Origin of the sequence: Fundidesulfovibrio soli (assembly GCF_022808695.1) — a bacterium.
GTDB lineage: Bacteria > Desulfobacterota > Desulfovibrionia > Desulfovibrionales > Desulfovibrionaceae > Fundidesulfovibrio > Fundidesulfovibrio soli.
This window is the reverse complement of sequence record NZ_JAKZKW010000007.1, coordinates 77,239-102,222: the sequence shown is the minus strand read 5'-3', so window position 1 is coordinate 102,222 and position 24,984 is coordinate 77,239. Positions and strand designations below refer to the sequence as shown.

Here is a 24,984-nt window from a genome sequence, read left to right as displayed (position 1 = left end):
GACAAAATCCAATAGCCTGGATTGCCTGTCAAAGCAACTGGCTGTAAGCTGGTTCGACGTTGTCTTCCGCGCGCCTTTTGGTTACCACGTCATCACCCGATGAACCGAACGGCCAGGAGGTGCCACCGTGACTGCAGACGCTCTGGAACTGGTTCTGGAACACGCCCGCGAGGGGGCCGAGCTGCGGGAGCGCTTCTTCCGCGACAACGCCCAAGCCGTCGTGGACGTGGGGCGCACCCTGGCCCTGTGCCTGGCGCGCGGCGGCAAGATACTCTTCTGCGGCAACGGCGGCTCCGCCTCCGACTGCCAGCACTTGGCCGCGGAGTTCGTGAACCGCTTCCAGCTGGAGAGGCCGCCACTGCCCGCCCTGGCCCTGACCACGGACACGTCCATCCTCACGGCCATCGGCAACGACTACGGGTTCGACCTGGTCTTCGCCAAGCAGGTGCAGGCCCTGGGCCGCGCCGGCGACGTGCTGGTGGGCATATCCACCTCGGGCAACAGCCCCAACGTGCTGGCGGCCATGCGCGCCGCGCGCGAAAAGGGCCTGACCACCGTGGGCATGGCCGGGCGCAACGGCTCCATCGTGGGCCTGAGCGACCACGCCCTGCTGGTGCCGCACACGGTCACGGCGCTGATCCAGGAAGTGCACATCGCCGCGGGGCACATGCTCTGCAAGCTGGCGGACCACTATCTTTTCGAAGCTGTGGCGGAGCTCAAGCCCTGGCTGGACCAGAAGGCCTGAGCGCGCCGCCAAGGAGAACACATGCCCATCTATGAATATCGCTGCGAGGACTGCGGCTGCGACTTCGAGGAGCTCATCTTCGGCGACAAGAAGCCCCCGTGCCCCAAGTGCGGCTCCGCAAAGACCGGCAAGCTCATGAGCGCCTGCCGCCACACCGCCGGGCACAACCCCGGCGGCTACCAGGGCAACACGGTGCCTTCCTCCGTGCCTTCGGGCGGGGGCTGCGCGGGATGTTCCGGCGGGAGCTGCTCGACGTGCAAATGACCATCACCATCGCCACGCGCGGCAGCAAGCTGGCCCTCTGGCAGGCCAACCACATCAAGTCCCTGCTGGAGACCCGGCATCCCGGCCTCACGGTGGAGCTGCTCATCCTCAAGACCCAGGGCGACAAGATTCTGGACGTCCCCCTGGCCAAGGTGGGCGGCAAGGGCCTGTTCGTGAAGGAGATCGAGGAGGCCCTGGCCGACGGGCGGGCCGACCTGGCCGTGCACTCCATGAAGGACGTGCCCGTGGAGCGCCACGAGGGCCTGGTGCTGGACGCCATCCCCCGGCGCGAGGACCACGCGGACATGCTGCTCTCGGTGCGCTACGCCAGCCTCGACGCCCTGCCCCAGGGCGCCAGCGTCGGCACCTCCAGCCTGCGCAGGCAAGCCCAACTGCTGGCCCTGCGCCCCGACCTGGACATCCGCATGCTGCGCGGCAACCTGGATACGCGCGTGAACAAGCTGCTCGAAGGCCAGTACGACGCCATCGTGGTGGCGGCCGCCGGGCTCAACCGCCTGGGCATCTCCGCGCCGCACATGGTGCGCCTGGGCCCGCCCGAGTTCCTGCCCGCCGTGGCCCAGGGGGCCCTGGGCCTGGAGCGCCGCGCCGACGACGAGCGCGTGGCCGCCCTGACCGCCTTCCTGGACCACCCCGACACCCGCGACGCCGTGCTGGCCGAGCGCGCCTTCCTGGAGCGGCTCCAGGGCGGCTGCCAGGTGCCCATCGCGGGTACCGCCAGGATGGAAGGGGACAAACTGGTCCTGACTGGGCTGGTGGCGGACCCCGAGGGCGCGACGCTCATCCGCGCGGAGCGTTCCGCCGGGCGCGGCGAGGCCGAGGCCCTGGGCCGGGCCGTGGCCGAAGAAGTTCTGGCGGGAGGAGCGGACGCCATCCTGGCGCGCATGTACGAGGCCGGGGCTCCGGCAGGAAACTGAGCCGCCCCGGGGCGGACGGAACCCGCTGGCACATGCGACCCAATCCCCTGACACGCCTGCTCTGGCTGGCGGCCATGTGCGCGACCATGGCCGTGGTCTGCGCCATGAGCTTCGTCAGCGCCTTCAACGCCCACCCGGACGAGAAGGACCACGTGGGCGCGGGCCGCTACTACATGGAATACTGGGACCCCCCGAAGGTGGGCGACGAGCGCGCCAGGGGGGCCTACAGCAATTACGGCGTCTCGTATCTCAACCAGCTGGACGCCGTGTATTTCTTCGCGGGCAAGTTCGCCAGCGTGGTGAAGCCGTTGGCCGGGAAGGACTACCTGGCCCTGCGCCTGTTCAACGTCTGCCTGCTGGGCTGGCTGATGCTGCTGTTCTGGCGGCTCTCCCCGCCGTACCGCGTCAGCTTCCTGCCGCTCTTCATCTCGCCCCAGATCTGGTACATCTTCAGTTATTTCAACGGGGACGCACTGCCGCTGGCCCTGAGCTTCCTGGCGGTGTTCCTGGCCTGCCGCCTGCTGGAGCAGACCGACGCCCTCTCCGGCTTGTCCTCAGGCACCTTCGAAGACGTGGTGGCCTCCCACGCCACCATGATGAACGTCACGGGCGGCAGTCCCGGCTCGGGCGTGCGTATGGGAACGCTGGTCAAGCTGGGTCTGGTGCTCGGGCTGCTGACCGTCTCCAAGCAGAACTATTACGTGTTCCTGGCCTTTTTCCTGTGCTTCTGGGCAGTGGCCGTCTCGGTGGCCCGGCGGCCCGCACTGGGGTTGCGCCAGGCCGCGCTGGTGCTGGCGCTGCTGGCGGGGGTTCTCGGCCTGCGCCTGGGCGTGGACGCCTGGGTGGTGGGGCACCAGGCTCCGGACGCCGTGTACAAGGCCGCCGAGCAGCTCGCAGCCGAGGACTTCAAGCCCTCCAAGCAGGCCGAGGGCAAGGGCTTCTGGGGCATGAACATGCGCGCCCAGGGGCTGACCTTCCAGGAAATGTTCACCAAGTGGAACTGGCACATCTGGACGCAGCGCACCAGCTTCGGGGTGTACGGCTACATGAAGATCTACGCCCCGCTGTTGTTCTACCGCTACATCACCTGGATGCTCTACGCCCTGCTGGCCGCCGCGCTGCTGCCCGTGCTCTTGGCCAGGCCCGCCGTTCCCGAGCCGGGCAGGGCTTCCCGGGAATCCGGGCTGACGGTCATCCCCACGCCGGACGCCCTCGCGGGCCCCGCTACGGGGCGGCTCTACCGATGGGCCCTGGCCGGGATGTTCCTGCTCTTCGCCGCGCTGACCGTGGCCCAGTCCTTCTGGCACTCCTGGACGGCGGACTTCCAGGCCCAGGGGCGCTACTTCTTCCCCATCCTGGGCATGTTGGGCAGCCTGCTGGCCTGTTTCGCCATTCCCTACCGCCGCTTCCAGCCGCTGGTCTGGGTCGTGGGGGCCTGCATGTGGGGCATGTCCATCTGGAGCTTCGTGAACGTGGGGCTGGAGCGCATCGGGCGCTGAGCCTGGAGGGGCTGAGAGGCTGGGTGGGTTGAGAGGCTAGACGATCTCGTTGATCACGTGGCCCACGATGTTCTCCTGCAGGACGTGGATCACCTGGTCGGCGGGCGGGGTGGGCACGAGCACGTGCCCGGCCGGGGCGGCGAAGAATTCGCCCGCCGGATGCGCCGTGACGGCGTCCGGCGAGTGCACCAGGCCGTCGTAGGTTGCGAAGTGGACCAGACCGTCGTTCATGTCCGGGCTCCGGGGCGAATTGCGAAAGAATGAAGGGACGGTCCCCCGTGGGGAGCCGTCCCTTTTCATATAGGACCTTCGCCCGGGTTTGTCACCCTTATGATTGGGCTCCCGCTCAGGCGTCTGAGGTGCTCACCCCGGCCTGGGCGAACGTGGCCATTTCGTTGTAGATTGCCGCCCCGGCCCGCAGCACGGTCAGGGCCAGGGCCGCCCCGGTGCCTTCGCCCAGGCGCAGGCCCAGGTCCAGCAGGGGGGATGCTCCCACGAGGCGCATGATCTTCTGGTGTCCCGGCTCGGCCGAGGCGTGGCTGAAGAAGCAGTAGTCCAGCACGGCGGGGCTGATCTTCCAGGCCGCCACGAAGGCCGCGGAGGAGATGAAGCCGTCCACCAGCACGGCCATGCGGTTGGCGGCCGCGCCCAGGATCAGGCCCGCCAGGCAGGCGATCTCGCAGCCGCCCAGCGCGGCCAGGATCTCCACGGGGTCGCCCGAGGCCAGGGCCTTGGCGTTGACCTGCATGCTCCTCTCGATCACCTGGGCCTTGCGGGCCACGCCGTCCGCGCTCAGGCCGGTGCCGGGGCCCGTGACCGCCACCGGGGCCATGCCCAGGTAGGCGCAATAGAGCGCGGTGGAAGGGGTGGTGTTGGCGATGCCCATGTCCCCTGTGCCCAGCACCCGGAAGCCGTCGGAGGCGGCCGTGTCCGCCAGGGAGGCGCCCAGCATGAGCGCCTGGAGGCATTGCTCCGTGGTCATGGCCGGGCCTTGGGCCATGTTGGCGGTGCCCTGCATGACCTTGGCCTGCACCAGCATGGGGTGCTTGGGGAACTCGCCGCCCGCGCACCCGGCGTCCACCACGCGCAGCTCCGCCCCGGCCTGGCGGGCCAGCACGTTGATGCCCGCTCCGCCGCCCACGAAGTTGAGCACCATCTGGCGGGTGACCTCCTGCGGGAAGAGGCTCACGCCCTCGGCGGCCACGCCGTGGTCGCCCGCGCAGGTGAAGATCATGGCCGGGTCGGCCTTGGGGGCCTGGCCGCCCTGGATCATGTACAGGCGGCGGGCCATCTCCTCCAGGCGCCCGAGGCTGCCCTGGGGCTTGGTCAGGTTGTCCAGGTGGGCCTGGGCCTTGGCGGCCAGGGAGGCGTCCACGGGGGCGATGCGGGCGAGCAGGGCGTCGAAGTCGCTGCGGGAAGTCATGGTCTATCCTTTGGGACCGGCACGCGCCGGGTTCGGGAAAACAAAAAATCCCTTGGCCCCGGGAAGGGGTCAAGGGATCGCCGTTGCCATAGGTCCAATCCGCGAAACAAGTCCGGCCGTCCGTCTTCAGGCTTGCGGGTCGTCCTCCGCCCGCCCTTCCCATCCCCGGGGGGACAGTGGATTGCGAGCATCGTCTCCGCTTACTGCGGCGGGACCGCCACGGATTCGCACCGTGTTCCGTAACGGCCGGAGATGGCAGGGCAAGGGCTATACGCCCGGGCCAGCGCTGTCAAGCGCGGCCGCCGCCTCAGATGGGGCAGCCGCAGGCCCCGGGGGTGTTCACCACGCGGTTCTGCCCCGTGGAGTCGAGCACCTGCTGCCAGAAGTTGGATGTGAGGTCCATGCGCTTGCGCTCCACCGTGACCAGGGGCAGGGGCACGTGGGCCGGGATGTCGTGGATCTCCGTGACCATGAGCCCGGTCTTGCCCGCCATGCCCGCATGCACGGCCATGGCCCCCAGCATGTTGCAGTGGGCCCGGTCCGAGGCGCCCGCGGGCACGGAGCGGATGATGTAGCTGGGGTCGATGTATTTTACGGTCATGGGCAGGCGGTCCTTGAAGTAGCGCTTCATCTCCTTGAGGAGCAGGCCGCAGATGTCGCCCAGGATGCGGTTGCCCGAGGCGTCCGTAAGACCGGACTCGGGCAGCAGGTGCTGGCCCGCCCCCTCGGCCACCACCACCACGGCGTGGCCCCGGCGCTTGAGCCTGGCCTCCAGCGTGGGCAGGAACCCGGCGGGGCCCTCCAGCGTGAAGGTCTGCTCGGGCACCAGCACGAAGTTGACCTCCTTGATGGCCAGGGCGGCGGCCGCCGCGATGAAGCCGGACTCTCGCCCCATGAGCTTGACCATGCCCACGCCGTAGGGCGAGCCCAGGGCCTCCACATGGGCGCAGCGGATGGCCTCCACGGCCTTCTCCACGGCGGTGTCGAAGCCGAAGGTGCAGTGGACGAAGTGGATGTCGTTGTCGATGGTCTTGGGCACGCAGACCACGGCGATCTTCAGCCCGCGCTTTGTGGTGACCGCGTTCACGGCCTGGGCCGCGCGCATGGTGCCCACGCCGCCCAGCATGAAGAGCACGCCCACGTTGAGCCGCTCCAGGGCGTCCACCACGTCCTCGGGGTTCTGCGGCCCGCGCGAGGAGCCGAGCACCGTGCCTCCGAACTCGTGGATATCGGCCACGTTGGCCGGGGTCAGCTCCATGACGTCGGGGCTGGATTTGGGGGTGAACCCCGACAGGCCGTAGCGCACGCCCAGGATGGCGGAGATGTCGTAGCCGTGGTGGGCCTCCATCACGATGGAGCGGATCACGTCGTTGGCGCCGGGGCAGATGCCCCCGCACGTCACCACCGCGCACTTGGTCTTGGGCGGGTCGAAGTAGATGTTGGCGCGCGGCCCGCCCTGCTGGAACACAGGGGAGGTGGGGTTCGCGACCCCCGGCCGGTAGGCGACATCCAGCAGAACCCCGTGATCGTCGCTGACGAAAAGGGAGCTCTTGCGCGGATTGGGAATCTTCGCGGTGCCGAGGGTGGGGATACGGGTGTCGTCGGCGGAGAGGCTGGGCCACGGCTGGCCGAAACGGTCGCATTCGTGCATGGTGGGCCTCGTCGTCGTGGTTTGGTTCTGGTTCGGTCAGTCAATACCCCGGGGTAACAACAAGATGCAAGCCAAACGCTCCACCACCTTCTTCTTCATCCCCCCCGTCCGCAAACCGGCAGGAGGCGTGGCGGTGATCTACCGCATGGCGTCCTTCCTGCACGAAGCCGGGCACGATGTGCGCCTCGCCCTGCGCGAAAAGGCGGTCTGGCGGCCCGACGCGCCCGAACTGCCGGAGGTGGATGCGGCCGGCAGCGGCGTTGGCCCGGGCGACGTGTGGGTGGTGCCCGAGGGCTGGGTCAACGGCCTAGCGCCCGGCCTCCAGGCCAAGGCGCGCTGCCTGGCCTACGTGCAGAACTGGGCCTACCTGTTCACGGGCCTGCCCCCGGGGGTGGACTGGCGCAGCCTGCCCGTGGGTCTGCTGGCCGTGTCGCGCCCGGTGGCCTGGTTCATGCGCGAGGCGCTCGGCGTGGATGCCCCCATCCTGCGTCCCGGCATCGACCTGGAGCTGTTCCGCGCCCCGGAAGCCAAGCCCGGCAAGCTCACCGTGGCCTGGATGCCCCGCAAGAACAAGGCCCTGGCCGAGCAGGTCCGCGCGGTGGTCCAGGCGCGCGGCCACACGGACCTGGAGTGGCTGGAGATCGGCGGCATGGATCAGGCCGGGGTGGCCGCCGCCCTGGGCCGCAGCCACGTCTTCCTGGCTTCGGGTTTCCCCGAGGGCTGCCCGCTTCCTCCGCTGGAGGCAATGGCCTGCGGGGCAATCCCCGTGGGCTTCGCCGGCCTGGGCGGCTGGGACTACATGCGCCAGGCCGGGGAGGGCGGCTGCCCGCCCCCGTGCCCCGTGGACGAGATGCCCTGGGGCGGCAACGGCTTCTTCGCCTACGACAACGACGTGATGGGCGCGGCCCTGGGCCTGGAGAAAGCCCTGAATCTCTGGCGCGCCGGCGGTCCGAAGCTGGCCTCGGTGCTCGGGAACTGCGCCCGCACGGCCCGCGCCTACGGGCTTGGGCCGCAGCGTCAGGCGGTACTCGATTTCTGGGCCGGGCTGCGGTAAAAGCCCCTGGCCCATGCGACGCAACACCTTCACCACCGGCCTGGCGGCGGCCTTCCTGGCCGCCAACGCATCGCTTTCCGGCATCCTGCTCTGGGACATGGGGCCGCGCGTGCGCCTGGCCGGGCTCCTCTGGGCCGTGGCCTGCGCGGCCTGCCTGCGCTGGCGGAGCCTGCCCGGATATCTGACGGCGGCCCTGGGTGCGGGGCTGGTCTTCTTCGGCTTCCAGTCCTACTCGGCCCACGCCCAGGTGCTGCACTTCCTGGTGAGCTGCCTCACGCTCTCCCTGCTGGCCCAGCCCGCAACCAACGGCTCCTGGGGGCCGCTGCGCGTCTGGGCTGCGGCCTTCGTCGCCGTGATGCTCTGCGGCGTCGTGACGCTGCCGCTGGGCGAGCTGGCGGGAGCCTGGCTCGATTTCGGCCCCCGGGCCTGGGCGCGCCTGGTGTTCTACAGCGTGGCGGACAGCAGCTTCTACGCCTTCGCGGCCATGGACCGCCTGGCGCTCTACGCCCTGTTCGCCTGGGCGCTCTCCCGCCTGAACGACGCCGGGCCGCAGGCGGCCCTGCTGCGCGGCGTGGCGGCGGGCATCCCGGCCGCGCTGGTCTTCGGGCTGGCCGAGTTCTTCCTGGCCAAGGGGCGGGCCTTTGCCATGAGCGACCGGCTCACCTCGTTGTTCCTCAATCCCGGCTGGTTCGCCGAGTACGTCTGCGTGGGATTCCCGTTCCTGCTGCTCCTGGGCAGGAGGCGCGGCAGGCCCGCCCTCTACGGGCTCCTGGCCCTGGCCCTGGCCGCCATGGTGCTGACCATGGCCCGCGCCGCCTGGCTGGTCTCCGGGCTGCTGGCCGTGGCGCTCATCGTGGCCGACACGGGCCGCTTCGACCTCTTCGTCCTGCACTACCGGCGCATGCTGCGCGGCGCGCTGCTGGGCGTGGCCGTGGTGGGCGTGGTGGGGGCGGGAGTCTACGGCTTCCTGGCGGCCACCAAGATCTCGCTGCTCAACTTCCCCCTGGCCACCATGATAAGCCAGCGCCTTGAGCTCTTCCTGGACACCCCGCGCCCCACGGTGTTCCGCAGCGGCCTGCTCGTTGGCCTGGAGGCTCCCCTGGCGGGCATGGGCTACGAAACCTACGCCTGGCACTACCGCAAGCTCATGAGCGTGGAACGGAGCGCCCTGGCCCAAACCATCCCGGCGGATGCCGAGGCCTTCGAGGCCACCCACAACCTGTACATCCAGATATTCGCCGGCGGCGGCGCGCTGGGGCTGGGCCTGTGGCTGCTGCTGGCGCTCAGGGCCGGACGGCTTTGCCTGATCCGCCACCGGCGGCGGGCCGACCCGGCCAGCCTGGCCGCGCTGCTGGCCCTGGGCAGTTTCCACCTGTTCGGCTTCTTCCAGGAGATGATCTACATCCCGGCCGTATGGCTATTGTGCTTCGGCATGCTGGCCCACTGCCTGCGCCTGGAGGACGAGGAGGGCGGCTGGCTGGCGGAGTTCACCGCCCGCAGGGGCCGCGACGTGGCCGCGCTGGCGGTGTGCCTGGCGCTGCTGGCGAACCTCTTCAACGCCGGTCAGGCGGCCACGGCCGCGCGCTACGGCCTGGGGAACTACGCGCAGGCCGACCCGGCCCGGGTGCAGGGGCTTTCAGGCCCCGAACTGGTGGAGGGGCGCACGGTGCGTTGGAGTTGCGGCGCTTCGACTTGGCCCCTTGCCGGACCGGGACCCTGGACTTATCTGGTCGGGACGCCGCACCCGGACCTGGCCGCAAGCCCGGTGAGCGTTGAGCTGCTCGCAGGCGGGCGCACGGTGGCCAGGGCGGTGCTGGACGCCTCGCCCGAACGCCAGGCCACTCTGACCATCCCGGCCGAAGCGGCCAAGGAGGGCGACCTTGTGGGCGTCCGGGTTTCCAGACAATATTTCCCGCTGCAATCCGGTATCAAGGACCACCGCGCCCTGGGCGTGTGGATCCTCGGGCCGGGCCTGTGAGCGCTAGTCCTTCGGGCGCACCGCGACGTTGCGGGCGAAGACTCGGAGCTCGTTGAGCAGGCGCATTCCCGTTTCCCGGATGCCGGAGTTACGCGTGCTGGCGCTCAGGTTCTCAAGCATCTTGAGGTCGGTTTCGAGGTAGGGGCTGGTGTAGGCCTGAGATTCGGCCAGCTTCTGACGGGCCAAGGCCCTGTCCTCGGGCTGGCGCAGCTGCGCGGCCAGGTCGGCGAGCTGGGCAAGCACGTGCGCCCGCACGGCGTAGGTCATGGCCACGGCGGTGAAATAGTTGCAGGCGTTGATGTCGCTGGTGCCGTCCGCCTCGCGGGCCAGACGGGACGACCTGTCGGCCAGCTCTTCGAAGTGGCGCTGTGAGACCTGGTAATGTTTTGGCTCCGCGTGGGCCTCGGCTGCCAGCCCGATGGCGGCGAGCGTCAGGGCCGCGGCCAGGTACAATCCGGGGCGGTGCATCGTTGTTCCCCTCATCAGTGGCGACCGTGACCGTCACTTCCGGGCGGCGGCGCCACGATGGCAAATAATTTTCGATAGATAGCAAGCTGTGGCCGGTCATTGCCGGCGGCGCGACACTAACAGGTTGCTGCGGGGGGTCAAGCCGCTGCGGCTCGCACCGTCCTGGACGGCGCAAAAATGTCGTAATGTAGGCTGGTTGGCGGTCCGCATTGATTTCAGGACCATTTTGGTATATCAAACGTCCGGGGAAGACACCGCGGACGTCGCCATGCGCAGGCTCATGCCCGGTTCGGTCCGGCATTTGCATGCAAAGCGGCAATCCCGGCCTCGTCCCCGAGCACTCGGGGCCGCAGCGGGTACCGCAACGGAGTATTGGACCATGCAACGACGTAAATTCCTCGGTGCTCTCGCCGGGCTGACCGCCGCGCTCGGCACCGGCCTCGCACCCGGAGCGATCCCCGTGCCCTCCGCCGAAGCGGCGGAGCCCCGCCTGCCCAAGGGCATGATGACCTTCACCTTCGATGACGGCATCATCACCAACTACACCAAGGCCTTCCCCATCCTGCGCAGGCGCAACCAGCTGGCGACGGTGGGCATTGTGGCCAGCAGGGTGACGTCGGGCAACAACGACTACATGGACATCCCCCAGGTGCGTGAGTTGGAGCAGGCCGGCTGGGAAGTGGCCTCCCACAGCCTGACCCACACCCGCCCCATCTCCATCCCCAGGACCTACGCCCAGGAGCGCATCCCGGGGTGGCGCCTGGACGCCAAGCGGATCGACCACTACCAGGCCCAGTACGAGTACGACCTCGTCTCCGGGATCTACCAGGACGAAATGCCCCTGGTGCCGGTGGAGAGCGCCGACCAGGTGGAGGCCACCAAAGGCTCCTACTGGTACGACAGGACCATAGCGGAACTTCACGTGCACCCCTATCGCGCATTGCCGCCCCAGTCGCTCGACATCCGCGTGGGCTCCTACCAGCGCGAACTGGAGCAGTCCCGGCGCATCCTGCGCGAGGCGGGCTTCAACGTGGACACATTCATCGCCCCCTACAACTACTGGACCGACGACGTGAAGGCCATGAGCGTGGACTACTACGCCAGGGCCTGCACCGGGCGCGACTCGGACAACCGCCCGGCCACCTTCGATCCTTACGCAATCAAGCGCTTCATGGTGCACGAGCACGACACCGTGCAGTCGCTCAGCCACATCATCAGGGACCACTGCCTGCATTATGGCGGGTGGGTGGTTCTTTGCTTCCACGGCGTTGGCGATTCCCTCGGCTGGGAACCTTATTCCCCCGAGAACCTCGACGCGCTCTGCCAGTGGCTGGCCTCCGAGAACATTCCCGTGGTCACAGTGCGTGAGGGCACGCGGATCATGCAGGAGCTTCAGCGCAAGAACGGGCAACGCACAAAAACGTTGAGCAAGAAGGAATCCTAAAAGGATGCGCAAACTCAAGGTCGTAGTCGGCGGGTATGCTGTCGGGTTTCCCCTCGGCGGTCAGGTCTGGATGCTCATGCACATGCTCAAGGGGCTCACCCGCCTTGGGCACGAGGTCATCTTCCTGGAAGACACGGCCGAATGGGCGCTACCCTTCGACCCCAACAAGGGCTATGCCTCGGCCGACTCCAGCCACGGGCGCAAGGTGCTCGCCGAGGCCATGGAGGCCATCGGTCTTGGCGGGCGCTGGGCCTACAACTCCATCTTCGAGAACAAACTCTGGGGCATGGAGCGCGACGCCTTGGAGAACTACTGCGTCAACGCGGACCTGTTCCTGAACGTCTCGGGCGTCATCCCCTTGCGCGAGCCCTACATGAAGGCCAAGGTGCGGGCCATCATCGACACGGACCCCATCTTCACGCAGTCCAAGATCGCGGGCGATGATTGGACCCGGGACTACTACAAGCGCCACGACGTCTTTTTCACCGTGGGCTGCAACATCCCCACCGGCTCAACGGGCATCGACCTCGCGGGCATCGAATACATTCCCACCCGCATGCCCGTGGTGCTTGACATGTGGCCCATGCGCGAAGCCCCCGGCCAGGCCTTCACCACCATCGGCAGCTGGGACGCCCAGGGCCGCGACATCGTGCACGAGGGCAAGCGGCTCTCCTGGCGCAAGTGCGAAAAGTACGAGCGCATCATCGACCTGCCTTCCACGCTCCCCGGCGTGGTGCTCGACCTGACCATGAGCGGCATGAAGGAGGACGCCAAGCGCTTCGCCGCCCACGGCTGGAACGTGCGCGACGCCCTGCTGCTCTCCAAGGACATTTGGGCCTACCACGACTACATCCTCGACTCGAAGGGCGAATTCACCGTGGCCAAGGAGCAGAACATCCAGCTCAAGTCGGGCTGGTTCTCGGACCGCTCCGCCACCTACCTGGCCTCCGGGCGCCCCGTGATCGTGGAGGACACCGGCTTCGGCACCTATCTGCCCGTGGGCGAGGGCCTGGTGACCTTCGACGGCGTGGATAACGCCAAGGCCGCCATCGAGAACGTGCTGTCCGACTACCCGCGCCACCGCGCGGGCGCGCGGCGCATCGCCGAGGAGTTCTTCGATGCGGACAAGGTGCTCGCCGAGCTGCTTGCCGCCTGCGGTTTCTGAGCCCGGGCCTCCGATTGTCCCAAGGCCGCGACGCCCCCGGGCGTCGCGGCTTTTTTTGTGGTTTTTCAGGGGGGAGGGAGGTTGCCTCCCTGGACAGCCCGGAAATCAGGCTTATATTGAACATGAGGCCGTCAGCCTCCAACGATAAACGGAGGGGTGAGCGAAATAAACCGTTCCAACCATACCCGCGCAGAGAGGCGCAGAGGAACTGGGGAGCAATAATTCGCACTATTAAGAGCCACACCTGAAGGTAGGTGAGCATGTCGGCAATCCGACTCCGGCGCTAAAGCTCCCCGGAAATTTCCATAAGGGCGACCATTTGATGGCCGCCCTCTTTTTTATTCGTCAGAGTCGGCGTTGCTGGTCTTCTAGACTTACCCCGGTGGTATTGATCGGCCATTTTGGCGTTGGGGGGGGCTCTGTCAGTTTGGCTTCCGCCCACGCCCGGAGCAGCGTTTCGGCCTCCCGGGGGGGCCTCAGCGCCAATGGCATCGGCGGCTCAGGCGAAAACCGAAGCAGGGGATGGCCTGCAGCGGTGGCCGCGACATCCGCCGGTTTCACCGGCAGCCCCGCCTTCCCCTGAGCAGCCTCCAGCCCTGGTTTACCGCCCCACGGCGGCTCATCTTGGCCGTCCGTAGCCCCCTTCCCCCTTGCCCGGCCCGGCCGTGGCCGCGCGGCCCCTGCCCTGAATGCCCACGCCTCGTCACCGTCGGTTCATGAACGCCTGGACGCAAACCCGCCAGGGATCGGCACCGGGCACCTTCCCGAGTCGAGTGTAAAAACTGTACTCGCGTACGCCGCGAAAAGTGAAAAAAACGTACTTTTGCGTGCGGAGGCGCAAAAATACGGCCAGAATGGCCAGTTGGCGGGTTGTTTAAGTTTGGCACGGTTGATGCTTTATGCTGTGCGTTCGTGATTGCGGCTCGCAGTGAGCAGCGGCGGACACAATAACAGTCTACAATCTGGAGTTTGAGTCATGAAACGCATTCTTGCTTGCAGTGTTGCCTGTGCCATGTTGCTGAGCGCCCCTGTTGTTTTCGCCGCCAACGACGCCGCTGCGCCTGCTGATGCGTCCAAAGTGGTGAAACAGGAGACCGCCGTGGAGGCCAAGAAGACCGTTGACGTCAAGCCGGCGGCCGCTGCGGAGAAGAAGACCGCGCTTCCTGCGGAGACCAAGGCCGCCACGCCCGACACAGCTCCGGCCAAGGCCGCGCCCGCAGCGAGCGCGAAGACCGAGGCGCCCAAGGCCCTCGAGACCAAGTCCGAAGTTCCGGCAGCCAAGGTTACGGAGACCAAGACCGTCAAGGCTGAGCCTGTGAAGGCCGAGACCCCCAAGGCCGCCAAGGCCGAGGAGACCAAGGCCGTGAAGGCGGAGCCGGCGAAGGCCCCTGAAGCCAAGGCTGCCAAGGTCGAGCCGGTGAAGGCCGAGACCCCCAAGGCCGCCAAGGCCGAGGAGACCAAGACCGTGAAGGCTGAGCCGGCGAAGGCCCCTGAGGCCAAGGTTGCCAAGACGGTGAGCGCCGCTCCCGCCGACAAGACCGCCAAGACCAACTAACGCCTGTACCCCCCGCCGGGCCGGGTTCCCTGGGAACCCGCCCGGCGGCGGGAAGGCATAAAGGGAATCGCCTGGGCCTCCGATAAGGCTGGCAAGAACAATGCATGGCACGGGAAGGCATCCCGCACGCATCACCGGGCGCACGCCCGGTTTCCCGATGGAGGCAGCTATGAAAGCCGTGAAGCTGCGCAATTACCTGCAACACATCCTCAACCCCGCACACATCTATTGCAGGCTCCGCGACCTGGGACTGGGCCGCGGCAACGCCAGAAGGATGACCAGGGTCTACGCCCGCATCTACTCCCTGACCTGGCTGGCCTGAGCCCTTCTCTTCCGTCCGAGCGCGGGCATCCTCCCCGCACCCTTGACCTTCCCCCGCATTGCCTCCAGAATGCGCCCGCACCTGACGCCCCTGCCCGGGGCTTCACGGTTTTCGAGCGCCTTTTGCGATCCCGGAGGATCTTCATGTTTGCCGGCCTTAAGATGCGTAAGGATTTCAAAGTAATCAGTTCACAAACCGCCCTCTCCGAGGCAGCCAGGATGCTTGAGCGCGAGCGCATATGGGTGGTGCTCGCCATCGACGAAGGCCGCCTGGTGGGGTATCTGCGCCGAGAGGACGTGAGCGCCGCGCTCCCGGCCCAGCCAGCCGGGGGCCGCATGGTCGAGGACAGCTTCCAGGCCCATCGGCTCACCGTGGCCATGGCCATGCGCAAGAACATCATGCCCGTGCCCCCCGAAACCGAGATCGAAGCCGCCGCGCGCATCATGCACGACAGCAGCCTTGCCGCGCTCGCGGTGGTGGACGGAAACGGCGAAGTGCTGGGCTACCTCAACCACGAGGTCATGCTCGAGGTGCTCGTGGACGACATGGGCGGGGCCAGGGGCGGCTGCCGCCTCGTGTTCGAGGCCGAGGACAGGCCCGGCGTGCTGCACGAGGTCACGGGAGTGGCCTGCAGGCGCAACGTGAACATCATTTCCACCAGCGTCTTCCAGCACGGGGGGCGCAGCATGGTCGTGCTGCGCCTTGACGGCGGAGACGACGACCGGCATGTCCGCCGGGAGATCGAGTCCCTGGGCTACAGGCTGGAGAACGCCAGGGACTTCACATCCGAATGGACGCAGGAGAGCATCCAATGAGACGAGCCACCGCATCGGTCCTGGCCCTGATTCTGGCGGCCGCCCTGGCCCTGCCCGCCCAGGCCGCCATGCGCGACGAACCCAAGGATTTCCGGGGGATTCCCTTCGGCAAGCGTTTCAACCCCGGCAACACCTTCGCTTGCGAGATGGATTCCGAGGAAGGCTTGCGCTGCACCCGCGCCAGCGACGACAAGCACCTGTGCGGCGTGCCGCTCAAGTCCCTGAACTACCTGTTCATGTACCACTACCTCTTCACTGTGGACATGGAGGTGGATGGGCAGGAGAACTTCGACAAGATCGTGCAGGAGTTGACCGCCCGCCACGGCAAACCCACTCCCCAGAGCGGAGGGACCAGCCTGATAACGGGCAGGAACGTGGACATCATGCTCTATTACGACGCCACCCGGCACACCGGTGAGGTCGGCTACGTGTTCAAGAACCTTCCTTGTCCGGTGGAGTAGCCGGCCATGCTCCGGCTGCTCGCGGGTGACAGGGTGCTCTGGGCGGCCGGGGCGCTGATCGCGTTGCTCGTCGCCGGGGCCGCGATGCTCAAGCCTTCCGCCCCGACGGTCCTCGAGGGCGGCGGCCCGCTGGCGGGCAGGCAGGCCCAGGCCGCGCCCGGTCAGGACCCGGCCCTGGCGGCGGTGGTCAACGGCACCTTCCCGGCGGTGGACGCCAAAGTGACGCTGGGACAGGCCTTCGCGGCCTACCGCTGGTTCTCGGGCGAGCCCAAGTGGCTGGCGCGCGGCGCAGGGAGCAGGCTGGTGGGCGTCACGGCCGTGCTGGAGGTCCCTGCCGCGGCAGCCAGGCTGGGCGTGGGCTCCAATGCGGCGGCCGTGCTCTACGTTGCCGAGTTCGAGGTTTCGCCGGACGGGGTGTCCTTCAAGCCGGTGCTCTCCGCGGTGGAGGTGCGCGACGCCACCAACAGGCTCCTGGCGCGTGTGCCGGACACGGATTTCGTCCAGTTGCGCAGGGTGATGCGCGGAGCGGAACCCACCCTGAACCTGCCCGGCCAGCCCAGGAAGGCGCAATGAATTCGATCCTCTGCCTTGATATCGGCAGCGGCACCCAGGACGCGCTGCTCTACCGGCCCGGCATCCCCCTGGAGAACTGCCCCAAGTTCGTGCTGCCCGCCCCGGCCCGCATGGTGGCCGCCCGCATAGCGGAGCTTACCAAGCGTGGAGTCCCTCTGCACCTGCACGGGCGCAACATGGGCGGCGGCTTCTTCAAGGCCGTGAAAGCCCACCTAGCCGCCGGGCTGGCCGTGAGCGCCCACCCCCGGGCGGCCCTGGCCCTCACGGACGATCCGCCCTCCCTGGAGCGCCACGGAATCTTCCTCAGCGACCGCTGCCCGGCCGGGCACGTGGCCGTGCACCAGGCCGACTACGATCCCGGCTTCTGGCAGGGCCTGCTGGCCCAGGCCGGGCTGGAGCCGCCTGACCTGGTGCTGGCCTGCGCGCAGGACCACGGGCACCACCCCGGGCAATCCAGCCGCATCGGACGCTTCAGGCTCTGGCAGGGCGCGCTGGAGCGCACCTCCGGCAGGCTGGAGGACATGCTCTACGCCGTGCCCCCAGCCGAGTTCACCCGCCTGGCCGAGCTCCACGACGCCACCGGCGGCGGCCCCGTCATGGACACGGGCCCGGCGGCCGCCCTGGGCGCGCTCTTCGACCCCGAGGTGCGCCGCAGCTCCGAGGAGGAGGGGGCCCTGATCGTGAACATGGGCAACAGCCACATCCTGGGGCTGCTGGTGCATCGCGGCCGCCTCCACGGCGTGTTCGAGCACCACACGGGCATGCTCCCGCCGGATGAGCTGGTGCGCCATCTGGAGCGCTTCCGCGCGGGCGAGCAGACCCACGAGGAGGTGTTCTCCTCGGGCGGGCACGGCAGCGCCGTGCGCGAGCTGCCCGCCTCCTTCCGGGCCACCTACGTCATCGGGCCGCGCCGCGCGGACATCCCCGGGCTGGAGGCCGTCCATCCCGCCCCCGGCGGGGACATGATGCTCACGGGATGCTTCGGGCTGCTCAGCGCCTGGGGGCATTCCCAGGGCGAGGCACAGGCGGGCTGAACCCAAGGATCGACCACGACGCGAAACGCCCCCGGCATTCCACATGCCGGGGGCGTTTGACGTTTTGGTGTACGTTGTGCGGGCTATTGGCGGCCGGGAGCACCGGGCAGGGGCATGTCCGGGAAGCCCGGATCCGAGGCCAGGAGCTGGCTTGTGCCCGGGGGCGTGCGCTCCCAGAAGGTTCTGTTCAGGGGCAGGCGCATGATCCAGGTGCGCTGCGGATCGCCCCAGCTGCGCACCATCAGCAGAGGGGAGCCCTCGGCGGGGATTTCGGTCATGAAGGCGGCCAGGGTCCTGGCGGAGGAGGGCTTGGAGCCGGTGCGGAAGACGGAATCGTCAGGGCCGCGGGATGTGTCCAGGCCCAGGCGCTCGAACTCCTCCAGGCTGTGGCCCTTGGAGCGGGCCAGCATGGCCTGGATGCCCTCCAGGCGCGCCGAACTGCTGCGGCCCACCGAGACGTTGGCAGAGGCCAGTTCCGGGGCCAGGAAGTGGTTGGTGTGGGTGAGCGTTCCGCCGCGCATCGACTCGCCCCGGCCCGTGGGGGCGATCTCCCGCACGGCCACGGCCCCTTCCGGGGCCACCTCCACCCAGGCTGATTTGGTGGAGTCCGCCAGCATGTATATGACGGGGGCGTGCTCCACGAACCAATCCCTGTTGGCCAGGGCCTCGCCCACGGACCCGCTGCCGCTCAACAGACGGGCCGCCAGGGCTTTCACCCGGGAGGGGACCTTGCGCTGCTCTTTGGGCACGCTCCCGGCCGTGGCGCTGACGATGGCCAGTCCCGCCTCGTTCACCCCGGCCACCAGGGTCTGCCTGCCGTCAACCAGGGCGTAGAGCCCCACGTAGGCCAAGCCCCGGTCGGGACGCACCAGCACCAGGCGCGACCAGGAGCCGGGCTCGAAATCCCGGTTCTTGGCCAGCAGGGACCCGCCGCCGGAGACATCGCCCACGGCGGACCACAGCGTGCATGCTTCTGCCCGCACCGGGGCCTGGAGCAGGGCCAGCGCCGTCAGCAGGAGCGCGCAGACCCGGAGGCGACGGCAGGCCGCCTGGACATGGATGGACAACATGAAGTCACACACCGGACGCCTCCGCGGGTCTCCAGGGGAATCCCGGAGAGTGTGGTTTGGGCCGCCGGGCGGCACAGGCGCTAACCGAAGATGCAGACGTACTGCGCCAGGCCTTCCTCCACCACCATCTCGAAGGAGGTGTTGGCCGGGATGGAGAAGGACTGCCCGGGGCCGTAGGTGCCCCATTCGTCCTCCCCGTCCACCTTGGCGCGGACTTTGCCGGCGATGATCTCCATGATCTCGGGGTCGCCGGTGGTGAACGTGTAGCTGCCGGACTGGCACACGCCCAGGGAGCGGCGCACGCCGTTCGCGTCGGTGATGGAGTGGCTGACGACCTTGCCCTGGAAGAAAACGTTGGCCAGGGCCTTGGCGTCGACGTTCTTGAAGATCTCGGGGGACTGCATTGGGGGGGCGCCTCCTGTTGGTTGAGCGGACGGTCACATGCCGCAGTTGTAGCTGATGGGGCCGAGGATATCCATGAGCAGCCTGCCCACCTTGAACTCGTGGCCCTGCAGCGGGAACTCCTCCACGAGGTCGGTTCCGAAGGCCACTTTGCCCGGCGGGAAGGAAATCCGCAAGGGTACGGTCTCCTGCACGCGCTCGTCGCAGAGGCTGGGGGTGCGGTCCGGCGCGAAGGTCCGGGTGGAGCCGTCGGGCAGCGTCACCTGCACGGTGTTCATGGGCGTGGCCACGGCCTCGACCGATCCATCGGGTGCGAAACACAGGGAGTTGCAGTCCCCGTGGATGCCCAGGACGTCCGGGTCGAAAGCCTCCAGCCTGCCGATGGGCGTGGGCACGCCGAGCATCTTCTCGGGCTCGATGGAGCGCAGCTGCCCGCCGGGGTGGAAGGCGATGCCCACCCGGACGCGCTGGCGGCCCAGCGGCGTGTCGATCTCCACAACCTCGCCGGGCCAGAGCGTCACGCTGCGTAGCTGCCCGCCGGGGTGGAACTGCACGCCCACCAGGCGCGCGGTGATCGCGCCCGCAGGGGTATCGATGGTCAGGGGCTCGCACAGGGCGGCCTCCTCCTTCTCGGTCCAGTAGCCGGAGAGCTTGCCGTTGAGCGGGAACACGCGGCGGAGGCTGCCGTCGGGGTAGAAGTTGAGCATCTCGGCCATGATCTCGCCCAGCGGGGTGGCCACGGGCGTGCGGGTCTCCAGGGCGACGGAGCGCAGGGTGCCGTCGGGATAGAACAGCAGCGGCTCCACCTTCGGCCGGCGCATGTCGTCAGTGGAGTGCTGGGGCGTGAGCCTGCCCCAGGGGGTTTCCAAAGTGTTGGGGCCTTCTGGCACGCAGGAGACCACAGCCCCCTGCGCATCGGTTTCGATATGAGTCACGGAGTTTAGGACCCCGTAGCGAGTCTCGATCTTCATGGGTGTCACCTCGCGGGCATGATCGTGCAGGTTGCGGAAAATGTCAAAATAAGCCCGGATAAGGGCTTGCGCAAGACGACGCCCGCCCCGCGAAGGGGGCCACAGGATGGCGGGGTGATAAATAGTGAAAAATCAAGCCAAAAGTACACGGTACGCGTTGAAATGCGTTTGACTTGCGGATAAGACGCTTTCATGCCGGGAAAGACGATACTCTTTGTGGCCCAAGCCCACACCATCACGCCGCTCTTCGGGCATTTTAAAGATGCCGGAATGGAGGCGGGCATTGCGGACACGCTTTCCGGCGCGCTGGCCTTCATCCGAAAGTCCCGCCCCTGCATTGTTTTCAGCCAGGCCAAGATCGGCGGGGCCTACAGCGCAGCGGCGCTTCTTGCCGCAGGACGCGACGCGGACGACTTCCCCCCCGTGATCGTCTTCACTGACCGGGGCACCGCCCAGGAGGCCCAGGCCTTCATGGAGCAGGGCGCGCGCGACTACTGGCTGGAGCCGCTGCTCTGGGAGAAGATCCTGGCCGTGCTCCCCGGCGTGGAGGCCTGCGTGGACGATGCCGACGACGCGGCGGCGCAGGCCCGGTCCGCCCATGTGGCTGCGCCCCTGGCAGCCGCCGCGGCCCTGTCCCAGACGCAGCAGAGCATGGCCCAGGCCGAAACCGCAGGCCCCGAGCGCACGCAGCCAGCCGAATCGAGACAGCCCGCGCCCTCGCGGCCCGCATCCCCCGGGGTGGTGGGGGAGCGCTTCGCCATCATCGGGGGCCACCCGGCGGTGCTGCGCGTGCTGGCCCTGGCCAGGCAGGTGGCGCGCTCCAAGGCCACGGTGCTCATCTCCGGCGAGTCCGGCACCGGCAAGGAGATGTTCGCCCGCTTCCTGCACGCCCACTCCGACCGGGCGGGCAAGCCCTTCGTTGCGCTCAACTGCGCGGCCCTGCCCGAGCACCTGCTTGAGAGCGAGCTTTTCGGCCATGAGAAGGGGGCCTTCACCGGGGCCATCGCCAAGAAGCTGGGCAAGTTCGAGCTGGCCGCCGGGGGCACCATCCTGCTCGACGAGATTTCCGAGATGGAGCTGGCCTTGCAGGCCAAGCTGCTTCGCGTGCTGCAGGAGGGCGAGTTCGACCGCGTGGGCGGCACCGAGACCGTGCGCGTGGACGTGCGCGTGCTGGCCACCACCAACCGCCGCCTGGAGCAATACGTTGAGGAAGGGAAGTTCCGCCAGGACCTCTACTACCGGCTCAACGTCATCCCGCTGAAGCTGCCGCCCCTGCGCGAGCGCGGGGAGGACATCCTGTCCCTGGCGGCCTTCTTCGTGGACAAGAACTGCAAGGCCTACGGCCTTACGCGCCTCGACTTCTCCCAGGAGGCCAGGAGCTGGCTGTTGACCTACGAGTGGCCCGGCAACGTGCGAGAACTGCAGAACCTGATGGAGCGCGCGGTGCTGCTGGCGGGCGCCGGACCCATCGAGAAGGTCCACTTCCTGCTCGAAGGGGACGAGTTCCCCCTGGCCGATGAGCCGCCCGTGACCATGGAGCGCGTGACCTCCCTGATGGAGCCCCCGGAGCCTGCCTCCCCCCTGCCGGACGACGGCGGCAGGGGCTTGCCCCCCGGCATCGTGCCCCTGGACGTGCTGGAGCGGGAGATGATCCTCAAGAGCCTGGACCAGACCTCCGGCAACAGGACCCAGGCGGCCCTGCTTTTGGGCATCTCCGTGCGCACCCTGCGCAACAAGCTCTCGGAATACCGCCAGCAGGGCATGGAAGTCCGCTAGGCTCAGCCGGAACGTTCTCCCCGCCTTTCGCCCCGATCCTCCGTTTGATTGCTTTACGGCGCCCTGCCGGTCGGACCCCATGCGCCTCAGGGCAAAGCCTCGCTAGAACCCGGCGTAGCCGTGGCTCCCGCGCGAGCGGACCCGACGCACCATCTCCAGCGCCTCCTGGGCGGTGAGCGGGCGCAGCGTCCCGTCCGTGGCTCCCTGGCCCAGGGGGCCATGCGGGCCGAGCACGGCCTCCCTGCTCAGGGTGTGCTCCTGCGCCTCCAGTCCCAGGGCGTCGGCCACCTTGCGCAGGCATGCGGACTTGACCTCCTGGCTGGCCTCGGGGGCTGCGGCCTCCTCAGCGCAGGGGTCGATGCGCATGCTGTCGATGAGTTCAGGGTGCTGGCCCAGGAAGCTGAAGAAGCGCTCCCCGAAGTCCCCCACGCACAGCCTGACCCCGAACCGCTTCAGGCGCTTGAGCTGCTCCGTGAGCCGCTCGGAGGAATCGAGCAGGCTGTGCTCGGGCACCTCAAGGCGCAGGGCGCTGCCGGGCAGGCCCACGTTCTGCAACGCCTCCTCCACGGTGTCGGGCATGTCGGAGCGGGGCACAAGGGAGCGGCCCAGGTGCATGGTCAAAGCCATGCCGCCGCATCCAGACTCCTCCCGCCAGGTGGCCAATTGGGACAGCCCTTCCGAGAGGGTGCGCTCCCAGAGTTCCCACTCCAGATTGGAATGCTTGGCGAGGTTCCACAGCTGCTTGCCGTAGATGAAGCCGCCCTGGCCGTCGTCCCAGGCGGGCACGGCCTCGAACCCTGTGAGGCTCGGCCCCTGCGCCGCGAATGTTGGCACGAACAGCGCGGTGGTGCGGCCCGCGTGCAGCGCGCTGCGCAGCCGGGCCACGTGGGTGTTCCTGGAGCGCTCCAGGGCGCGAAGGGCCTTGCAGTAGACGCGGATGCGGTCCCGTCCGGCCTGCTTGGCGGCCTGCATGGCCACGTCGGCCTGCTCGATGAGCTCCTCCGGGGTGCTCATCGAACTGGGGCCGAAGGCCAGCCCGAAACTGGCGCTGATGCCCAGGGAGAAGCCTTCCAGGTCCAGCGGTTCGCTCAGGTTGGCGCGCACCCTCTTGATGACGCGCACAGCCTCGCCCGGGCTTGTCAGGTCCTCAAGGAGTATGACGAACTCGTCGCCCCCGATGCGGGCCACGGTGTCCAGCTCGCGCAGGCCTTCCTGTACGCGCCTGCCGGTCTCCACCAGGAGGGCGTCGCCCGCGGCGTGGCCCAGGTGGTCGTTGACGAGCTTGAAGCGGTCCAGGTCCATGAAGGCGACGCAGAAGGCGGCATTCTCCTGGTTGCGGGTCCGGCGCATGCCCCGGCGGATGGCCTGCATGATGCGGTCGCGGATGAGCGTGCGGTTGGGCAGGCCGGTGAGGGCGTCGTGCAGGGTCTGGTGCTTGAGCTGCTCCTCCACGGCGCGGCGGCGTTCGATCTCGCGGCGGAGGCTTCGCCGCGAGCGCTCCAGGTCGCGCACGCGGTCCTTGAGCTGGACGTTGGCGGCGCGCCACAGGCTGTAGAGCTCCACGCTCTCCAGCAGGGCGGCCGTGTTGCGCAGCACGATGGTCACCAGCTTGAGCGGGGCGTCCTGGATGGCCTTGACCTCCTGGTCCAGCAGGCCGACGAAGATGCCCCGGATGCGCGAGGGCGTGCTCAGGGTGTGCACGAACAGCTCGCCCTTGCCGGAGTGGGGCGTGGTGAACACGGGCCCGTCCCGGTGCAGGGCCCAGGGGGCTGAGCCTGTCTCGGCCAGGTGGGCCATCTCCCGCTCGAAGAACCTCCTGCGCGACGGGGGCCAGCATTTGGCCAGGTTGAAGCCGCCGCCGGGCTCGCGAATGAGGTAGAAAGCCAGGGCCTTCATGGGCACCAGGCTCCTGACGCGCTGGGCGGAATCGGCCAGGACCTGGGCCGAGCCGTGCATGGAGCGGGACTTGGCCCCGACGCCCATGGCCGTGGCGAGCTCGAGGGCCTCCATGGTCAGGCAATAGGCCTGCTCCATGGCCTCCAGGCGCTGCTTGGGGCTGGCCCTTCGGGGCTTGCTCTCGGCCTGGCTAGACATGCTCGTCGAGCAGGATGTGCCCGATGTCGTCGAGTTGGCGCTCGCCCTGGGCTGCCGCCGCGCCGAGCGCCGAAAGAGGGATGTTCATCTGCTCCCAGGCTCCTGGGATCAGCGGCGGGCCGGCCGGCGCGCCGCTTGCGCCCATGCGCAGGGTGTGGGCCATCAGGTCGGCCAGGTGGACCAGGGCGGCGTCCTGGGTGCTGGTGCGCGGGTCGTAGGCGTGGTGATCCGCCACGGCGTGCTCCAGGGCCGGGGGGAAGCGCCAGGCCTGCAACAGCCTGGAGCCGAGCAGGGCGTGGTCGAACCCCCATGCCTCGCGTTCGGCCTCGGCCAGGGCGATGTCCCGCTCCTCGGCCAGGGCGATGGTCTGCGCCACGAGGGCCGGGTGGTTCTTGAGCATGATCAGGCGGCCCACGTCGTGCAGGAGCCCGGCCACGAAGCAGCGCTCCTCGTTGGGGTGGCCGGCGGTCACCGCCAGCAGGCGGGCCAGCACCCCGCAGGAGAGGCAGTGCTTCCAGAAGGAGCGCATGTCCAGGACGTCGCGGGGTATGTCCGAGAAGTAGCTTATCATGGAGACGCCCAGGGCCAGGCTGGTCAGACGGCTGGCTCCCACCACGGTCACCGCGCGGTCGATGGTCTCCACGGGCTCGGGGAAGCTGTAGAGCGCGGAGTTGACCAGCTTGAGCAGCTTGGCGGAGAGGGCCGTGTCCTTGCTGATGATGGAGGCCACGTAGCCGTAGGAGAAGTTTGGGTTCTTGAGCGCCTCCAGGGTCTGGGTGACCACCTGGGGCAGGGTCGCCAGCTTGGTTGAACCGCCCGTGAGCTTGGCGAGGCTCGGACGCTTGCGGGGGTCGGACGGGCGGGCCGCCGCCTCGGGAGGGGTGGGCCTGGGGGCGCTGAACGAGCCTTGCGGCGCATGTCCGGACTGGATCATCTGGATCACGGCCACCCGGGCCAGTTCCGCGGCGGCCGGATGGTCCGTGCCGCTCAGGCGCAGGCGCGCGGCGGCCTCCCGGGTGTAGGCCTGGGCGCGCTCGGGGCCGATCCGCTCGAGACGGCTGCGGTCCAGCTCGGCCTGGCTCTGGCCCTGGATGGCGACTTCCGTGACGCCCCAGAACTTGAGCGTCTGGATGGAAAGCTCGTCAAGCCCGATGCCTTCGGAGAACAGGAGGCGGCCCTGGCGGCTGCGCGCATCGGACGCGAGCACCATGCCGGGTTGCAAATCCTCGATGTAGACCGTGCCCATAGTGCTCCTGCCGTCTGCGTGTTGCGGTTCTCCGTTTGT

The 24,984-nt window shown here is 68.4% G+C and carries 24 protein-coding genes and 1 riboswitch; of the genes, 15 read left to right on the top strand and 9 right to left on the bottom strand.

Annotated elements, in window-relative coordinates:
* The first annotated feature begins 127 nt into the window (after positions 1 to 127).
* From MLE18_RS08790 to MLE18_RS08775, 4 genes are read left to right on the top strand one after another with little or no spacing between them, the layout of a single operon-like run.
* A complete protein-coding gene (locus MLE18_RS08790; protein WP_243438421.1) occupies positions 128 to 745 on the top strand; it encodes a D-sedoheptulose 7-phosphate isomerase in 618 nt (205 codons plus the stop codon).
* 21 nt (positions 746 to 766) lie between these two features.
* Positions 767 to 1,009: an FmdB family zinc ribbon protein gene (locus MLE18_RS08785; protein WP_243438420.1), complete on the top strand. Its 243-nt coding sequence runs from the start codon at positions 767 to 769 to the stop codon at positions 1,007 to 1,009.
* Complete coding sequence (gene hemC / locus MLE18_RS08780) at positions 1,006 to 1,944, top strand: hydroxymethylbilane synthase (RefSeq protein WP_272881567.1); 939 nt, start codon at positions 1,006 to 1,008, stop codon at positions 1,942 to 1,944. Before MLE18_RS08785 ends, hemC begins: the two co-directional genes overlap by 4 nt.
* 32 nt (positions 1,945 to 1,976) lie before the next feature.
* Positions 1,977 to 3,443, top strand: coding sequence for a hypothetical protein (locus MLE18_RS08775; protein WP_243438418.1), 1,467 nt, complete (start codon positions 1,977 to 1,979; stop codon positions 3,441 to 3,443).
* A gap of 36 nt (positions 3,444 to 3,479) precedes the next feature.
* Here the strand turns inward: MLE18_RS08775 and MLE18_RS08770 are convergent, their stop codons facing one another.
* The 3 genes from MLE18_RS08770 to MLE18_RS08760 all read right to left on the bottom strand — a co-directional run bounded on the left by MLE18_RS08770 (position 3,480) and on the right by MLE18_RS08760 (position 6,517).
* Complete coding sequence (locus MLE18_RS08770) at positions 3,480 to 3,674, bottom strand: hypothetical protein (RefSeq protein WP_243438417.1); 195 nt, start codon at positions 3,672 to 3,674, stop codon at positions 3,480 to 3,482.
* Between the two features lie 115 nt (positions 3,675 to 3,789).
* Positions 3,790 to 4,866: a nicotinate-nucleotide--dimethylbenzimidazole phosphoribosyltransferase gene (cobT, locus tag MLE18_RS08765; RefSeq protein WP_243438416.1), complete on the bottom strand. Its 1,077-nt coding sequence runs from the start codon at positions 4,864 to 4,866 to the stop codon at positions 3,790 to 3,792.
* A gap of 100 nt (positions 4,867 to 4,966) precedes the next feature.
* Positions 4,967 to 5,129, bottom strand: a riboswitch (cobalamin riboswitch).
* A 44-nt stretch (positions 5,130 to 5,173) separates the two neighbouring features.
* The gene (locus MLE18_RS08760; protein ID WP_243438415.1) at positions 5,174 to 6,517 is read right to left on the bottom strand and encodes an ATP-dependent 6-phosphofructokinase; all 1,344 of its coding nucleotides are present in this window, start codon (positions 6,515 to 6,517) and stop codon (positions 5,174 to 5,176) included.
* A gap of 64 nt (positions 6,518 to 6,581) precedes the next feature.
* Here MLE18_RS08760 and MLE18_RS08755 point away from each other — a divergent pair, with 64 nt between their 5' ends.
* Both MLE18_RS08755 and MLE18_RS08750 read left to right on the top strand, forming a co-directional pair.
* Positions 6,582 to 7,571, top strand: coding sequence for a glycosyltransferase family protein (locus tag MLE18_RS08755; RefSeq protein WP_243438414.1), 990 nt, complete (start codon positions 6,582 to 6,584; stop codon positions 7,569 to 7,571).
* Positions 7,572 to 7,584: 13 nt separating this feature from the next.
* Positions 7,585 to 9,549: an O-antigen ligase family protein gene (locus tag MLE18_RS08750; RefSeq protein ID WP_243438413.1), complete on the top strand. Its 1,965-nt coding sequence runs from the start codon at positions 7,585 to 7,587 to the stop codon at positions 9,547 to 9,549.
* 3 nt (positions 9,550 to 9,552) lie between these two features.
* Here the strand turns inward: MLE18_RS08750 and MLE18_RS08745 are convergent, their stop codons facing one another.
* On the bottom strand, positions 9,553 to 10,017 hold the full coding sequence (locus tag MLE18_RS08745) for a hypothetical protein (RefSeq protein ID WP_243438412.1): 465 nt from the start codon (positions 10,015 to 10,017) through the stop codon (positions 9,553 to 9,555).
* Between the two features lie 379 nt (positions 10,018 to 10,396).
* Between MLE18_RS08745 and MLE18_RS08740 the strand changes: the two genes are divergently transcribed.
* The 8 genes from MLE18_RS08740 to MLE18_RS08705 all read left to right on the top strand — a co-directional run bounded on the left by MLE18_RS08740 (position 10,397) and on the right by MLE18_RS08705 (position 17,386).
* Positions 10,397 to 11,461 carry a polysaccharide deacetylase family protein gene (locus MLE18_RS08740; RefSeq protein WP_243438411.1) on the top strand — a complete coding sequence of 355 codons (1,065 nt, stop codon included), beginning with the start codon at positions 10,397 to 10,399 and terminating at the stop codon, positions 11,459 to 11,461.
* Positions 11,462 to 11,465: 4 nt separating this feature from the next.
* Complete coding sequence (locus tag MLE18_RS08735; protein ID WP_243438410.1) at positions 11,466 to 12,626, top strand: glycosyltransferase; 1,161 nt, start codon at positions 11,466 to 11,468, stop codon at positions 12,624 to 12,626.
* Positions 12,627 to 13,707: 1,081 nt separating this feature from the next.
* Complete coding sequence (locus MLE18_RS08730; protein WP_243438409.1) at positions 13,708 to 14,181, top strand: hypothetical protein; 474 nt, start codon at positions 13,708 to 13,710, stop codon at positions 14,179 to 14,181.
* 169 nt (positions 14,182 to 14,350) lie between these two features.
* A complete protein-coding gene (locus tag MLE18_RS08725; RefSeq protein ID WP_243438408.1) occupies positions 14,351 to 14,503 on the top strand; it encodes a hypothetical protein in 153 nt (50 codons plus the stop codon).
* Positions 14,504 to 14,646: 143 nt separating this feature from the next.
* The gene (locus MLE18_RS08720; RefSeq protein WP_243438407.1) at positions 14,647 to 15,318 is read left to right on the top strand and encodes a CBS domain-containing protein; all 672 of its coding nucleotides are present in this window, start codon (positions 14,647 to 14,649) and stop codon (positions 15,316 to 15,318) included.
* Positions 15,315 to 15,779, top strand: a complete 465-nt coding sequence (locus tag MLE18_RS08715; RefSeq protein ID WP_243438406.1) for a hypothetical protein — start codon at positions 15,315 to 15,317, stop codon at positions 15,777 to 15,779. Before MLE18_RS08720 ends, MLE18_RS08715 begins: the two co-directional genes overlap by 4 nt.
* 6 nt (positions 15,780 to 15,785) lie before the next feature.
* Positions 15,786 to 16,352, top strand: a complete 567-nt coding sequence (locus tag MLE18_RS08710; protein WP_243438405.1) for a hypothetical protein — start codon at positions 15,786 to 15,788, stop codon at positions 16,350 to 16,352.
* Positions 16,349 to 17,386: a DUF1786 domain-containing protein gene (locus MLE18_RS08705; RefSeq protein WP_243438404.1), complete on the top strand. Its 1,038-nt coding sequence runs from the start codon at positions 16,349 to 16,351 to the stop codon at positions 17,384 to 17,386. The genes MLE18_RS08710 and MLE18_RS08705 overlap by 4 nt, the downstream gene beginning before the upstream one ends.
* 83 nt (positions 17,387 to 17,469) lie before the next feature.
* On the opposite strand, the gene MLE18_RS08700 is transcribed toward MLE18_RS08705, so the two are convergent.
* The 3 genes from MLE18_RS08700 to MLE18_RS08690 form a co-directional block, all read right to left on the bottom strand.
* Positions 17,470 to 18,456 (bottom strand): carcinine hydrolase/isopenicillin-N N-acyltransferase family protein, encoded by a 987-nt coding sequence (locus MLE18_RS08700; RefSeq protein WP_243438403.1) that lies wholly within the window; start codon positions 18,454 to 18,456, stop codon positions 17,470 to 17,472.
* A gap of 80 nt (positions 18,457 to 18,536) precedes the next feature.
* Positions 18,537 to 18,860: a pyrimidine/purine nucleoside phosphorylase gene (ppnP, locus tag MLE18_RS08695; protein WP_243438402.1), complete on the bottom strand. Its 324-nt coding sequence runs from the start codon at positions 18,858 to 18,860 to the stop codon at positions 18,537 to 18,539.
* A gap of 33 nt (positions 18,861 to 18,893) precedes the next feature.
* Entirely contained in the window at positions 18,894 to 19,829 is a 936-nt protein-coding gene (locus MLE18_RS08690; RefSeq protein WP_243438401.1) for a hypothetical protein, read from the bottom strand.
* 192 nt (positions 19,830 to 20,021) lie between these two features.
* On the opposite strand from MLE18_RS08690, the gene MLE18_RS08685 reads away from it, so the two are divergent.
* Positions 20,022 to 21,605 carry a sigma-54 interaction domain-containing protein gene (locus MLE18_RS08685; protein ID WP_243438400.1) on the top strand — a complete coding sequence of 528 codons (1,584 nt, stop codon included), beginning with the start codon at positions 20,022 to 20,024 and terminating at the stop codon, positions 21,603 to 21,605.
* A gap of 102 nt (positions 21,606 to 21,707) precedes the next feature.
* On the opposite strand, the gene MLE18_RS08680 is transcribed toward MLE18_RS08685, so the two are convergent.
* The gene (locus MLE18_RS08680) at positions 21,708 to 23,699 is read right to left on the bottom strand and encodes a sensor domain-containing diguanylate cyclase (RefSeq protein WP_243438399.1); all 1,992 of its coding nucleotides are present in this window, start codon (positions 23,697 to 23,699) and stop codon (positions 21,708 to 21,710) included.
* A complete protein-coding gene (locus MLE18_RS08675; RefSeq protein ID WP_243438398.1) occupies positions 23,692 to 24,945 on the bottom strand; it encodes an HDOD domain-containing protein in 1,254 nt (417 codons plus the stop codon). Before MLE18_RS08675 ends, MLE18_RS08680 begins: the two co-directional genes overlap by 8 nt.
* Positions 24,946 to 24,984: the final 39 nt, after the last annotated feature.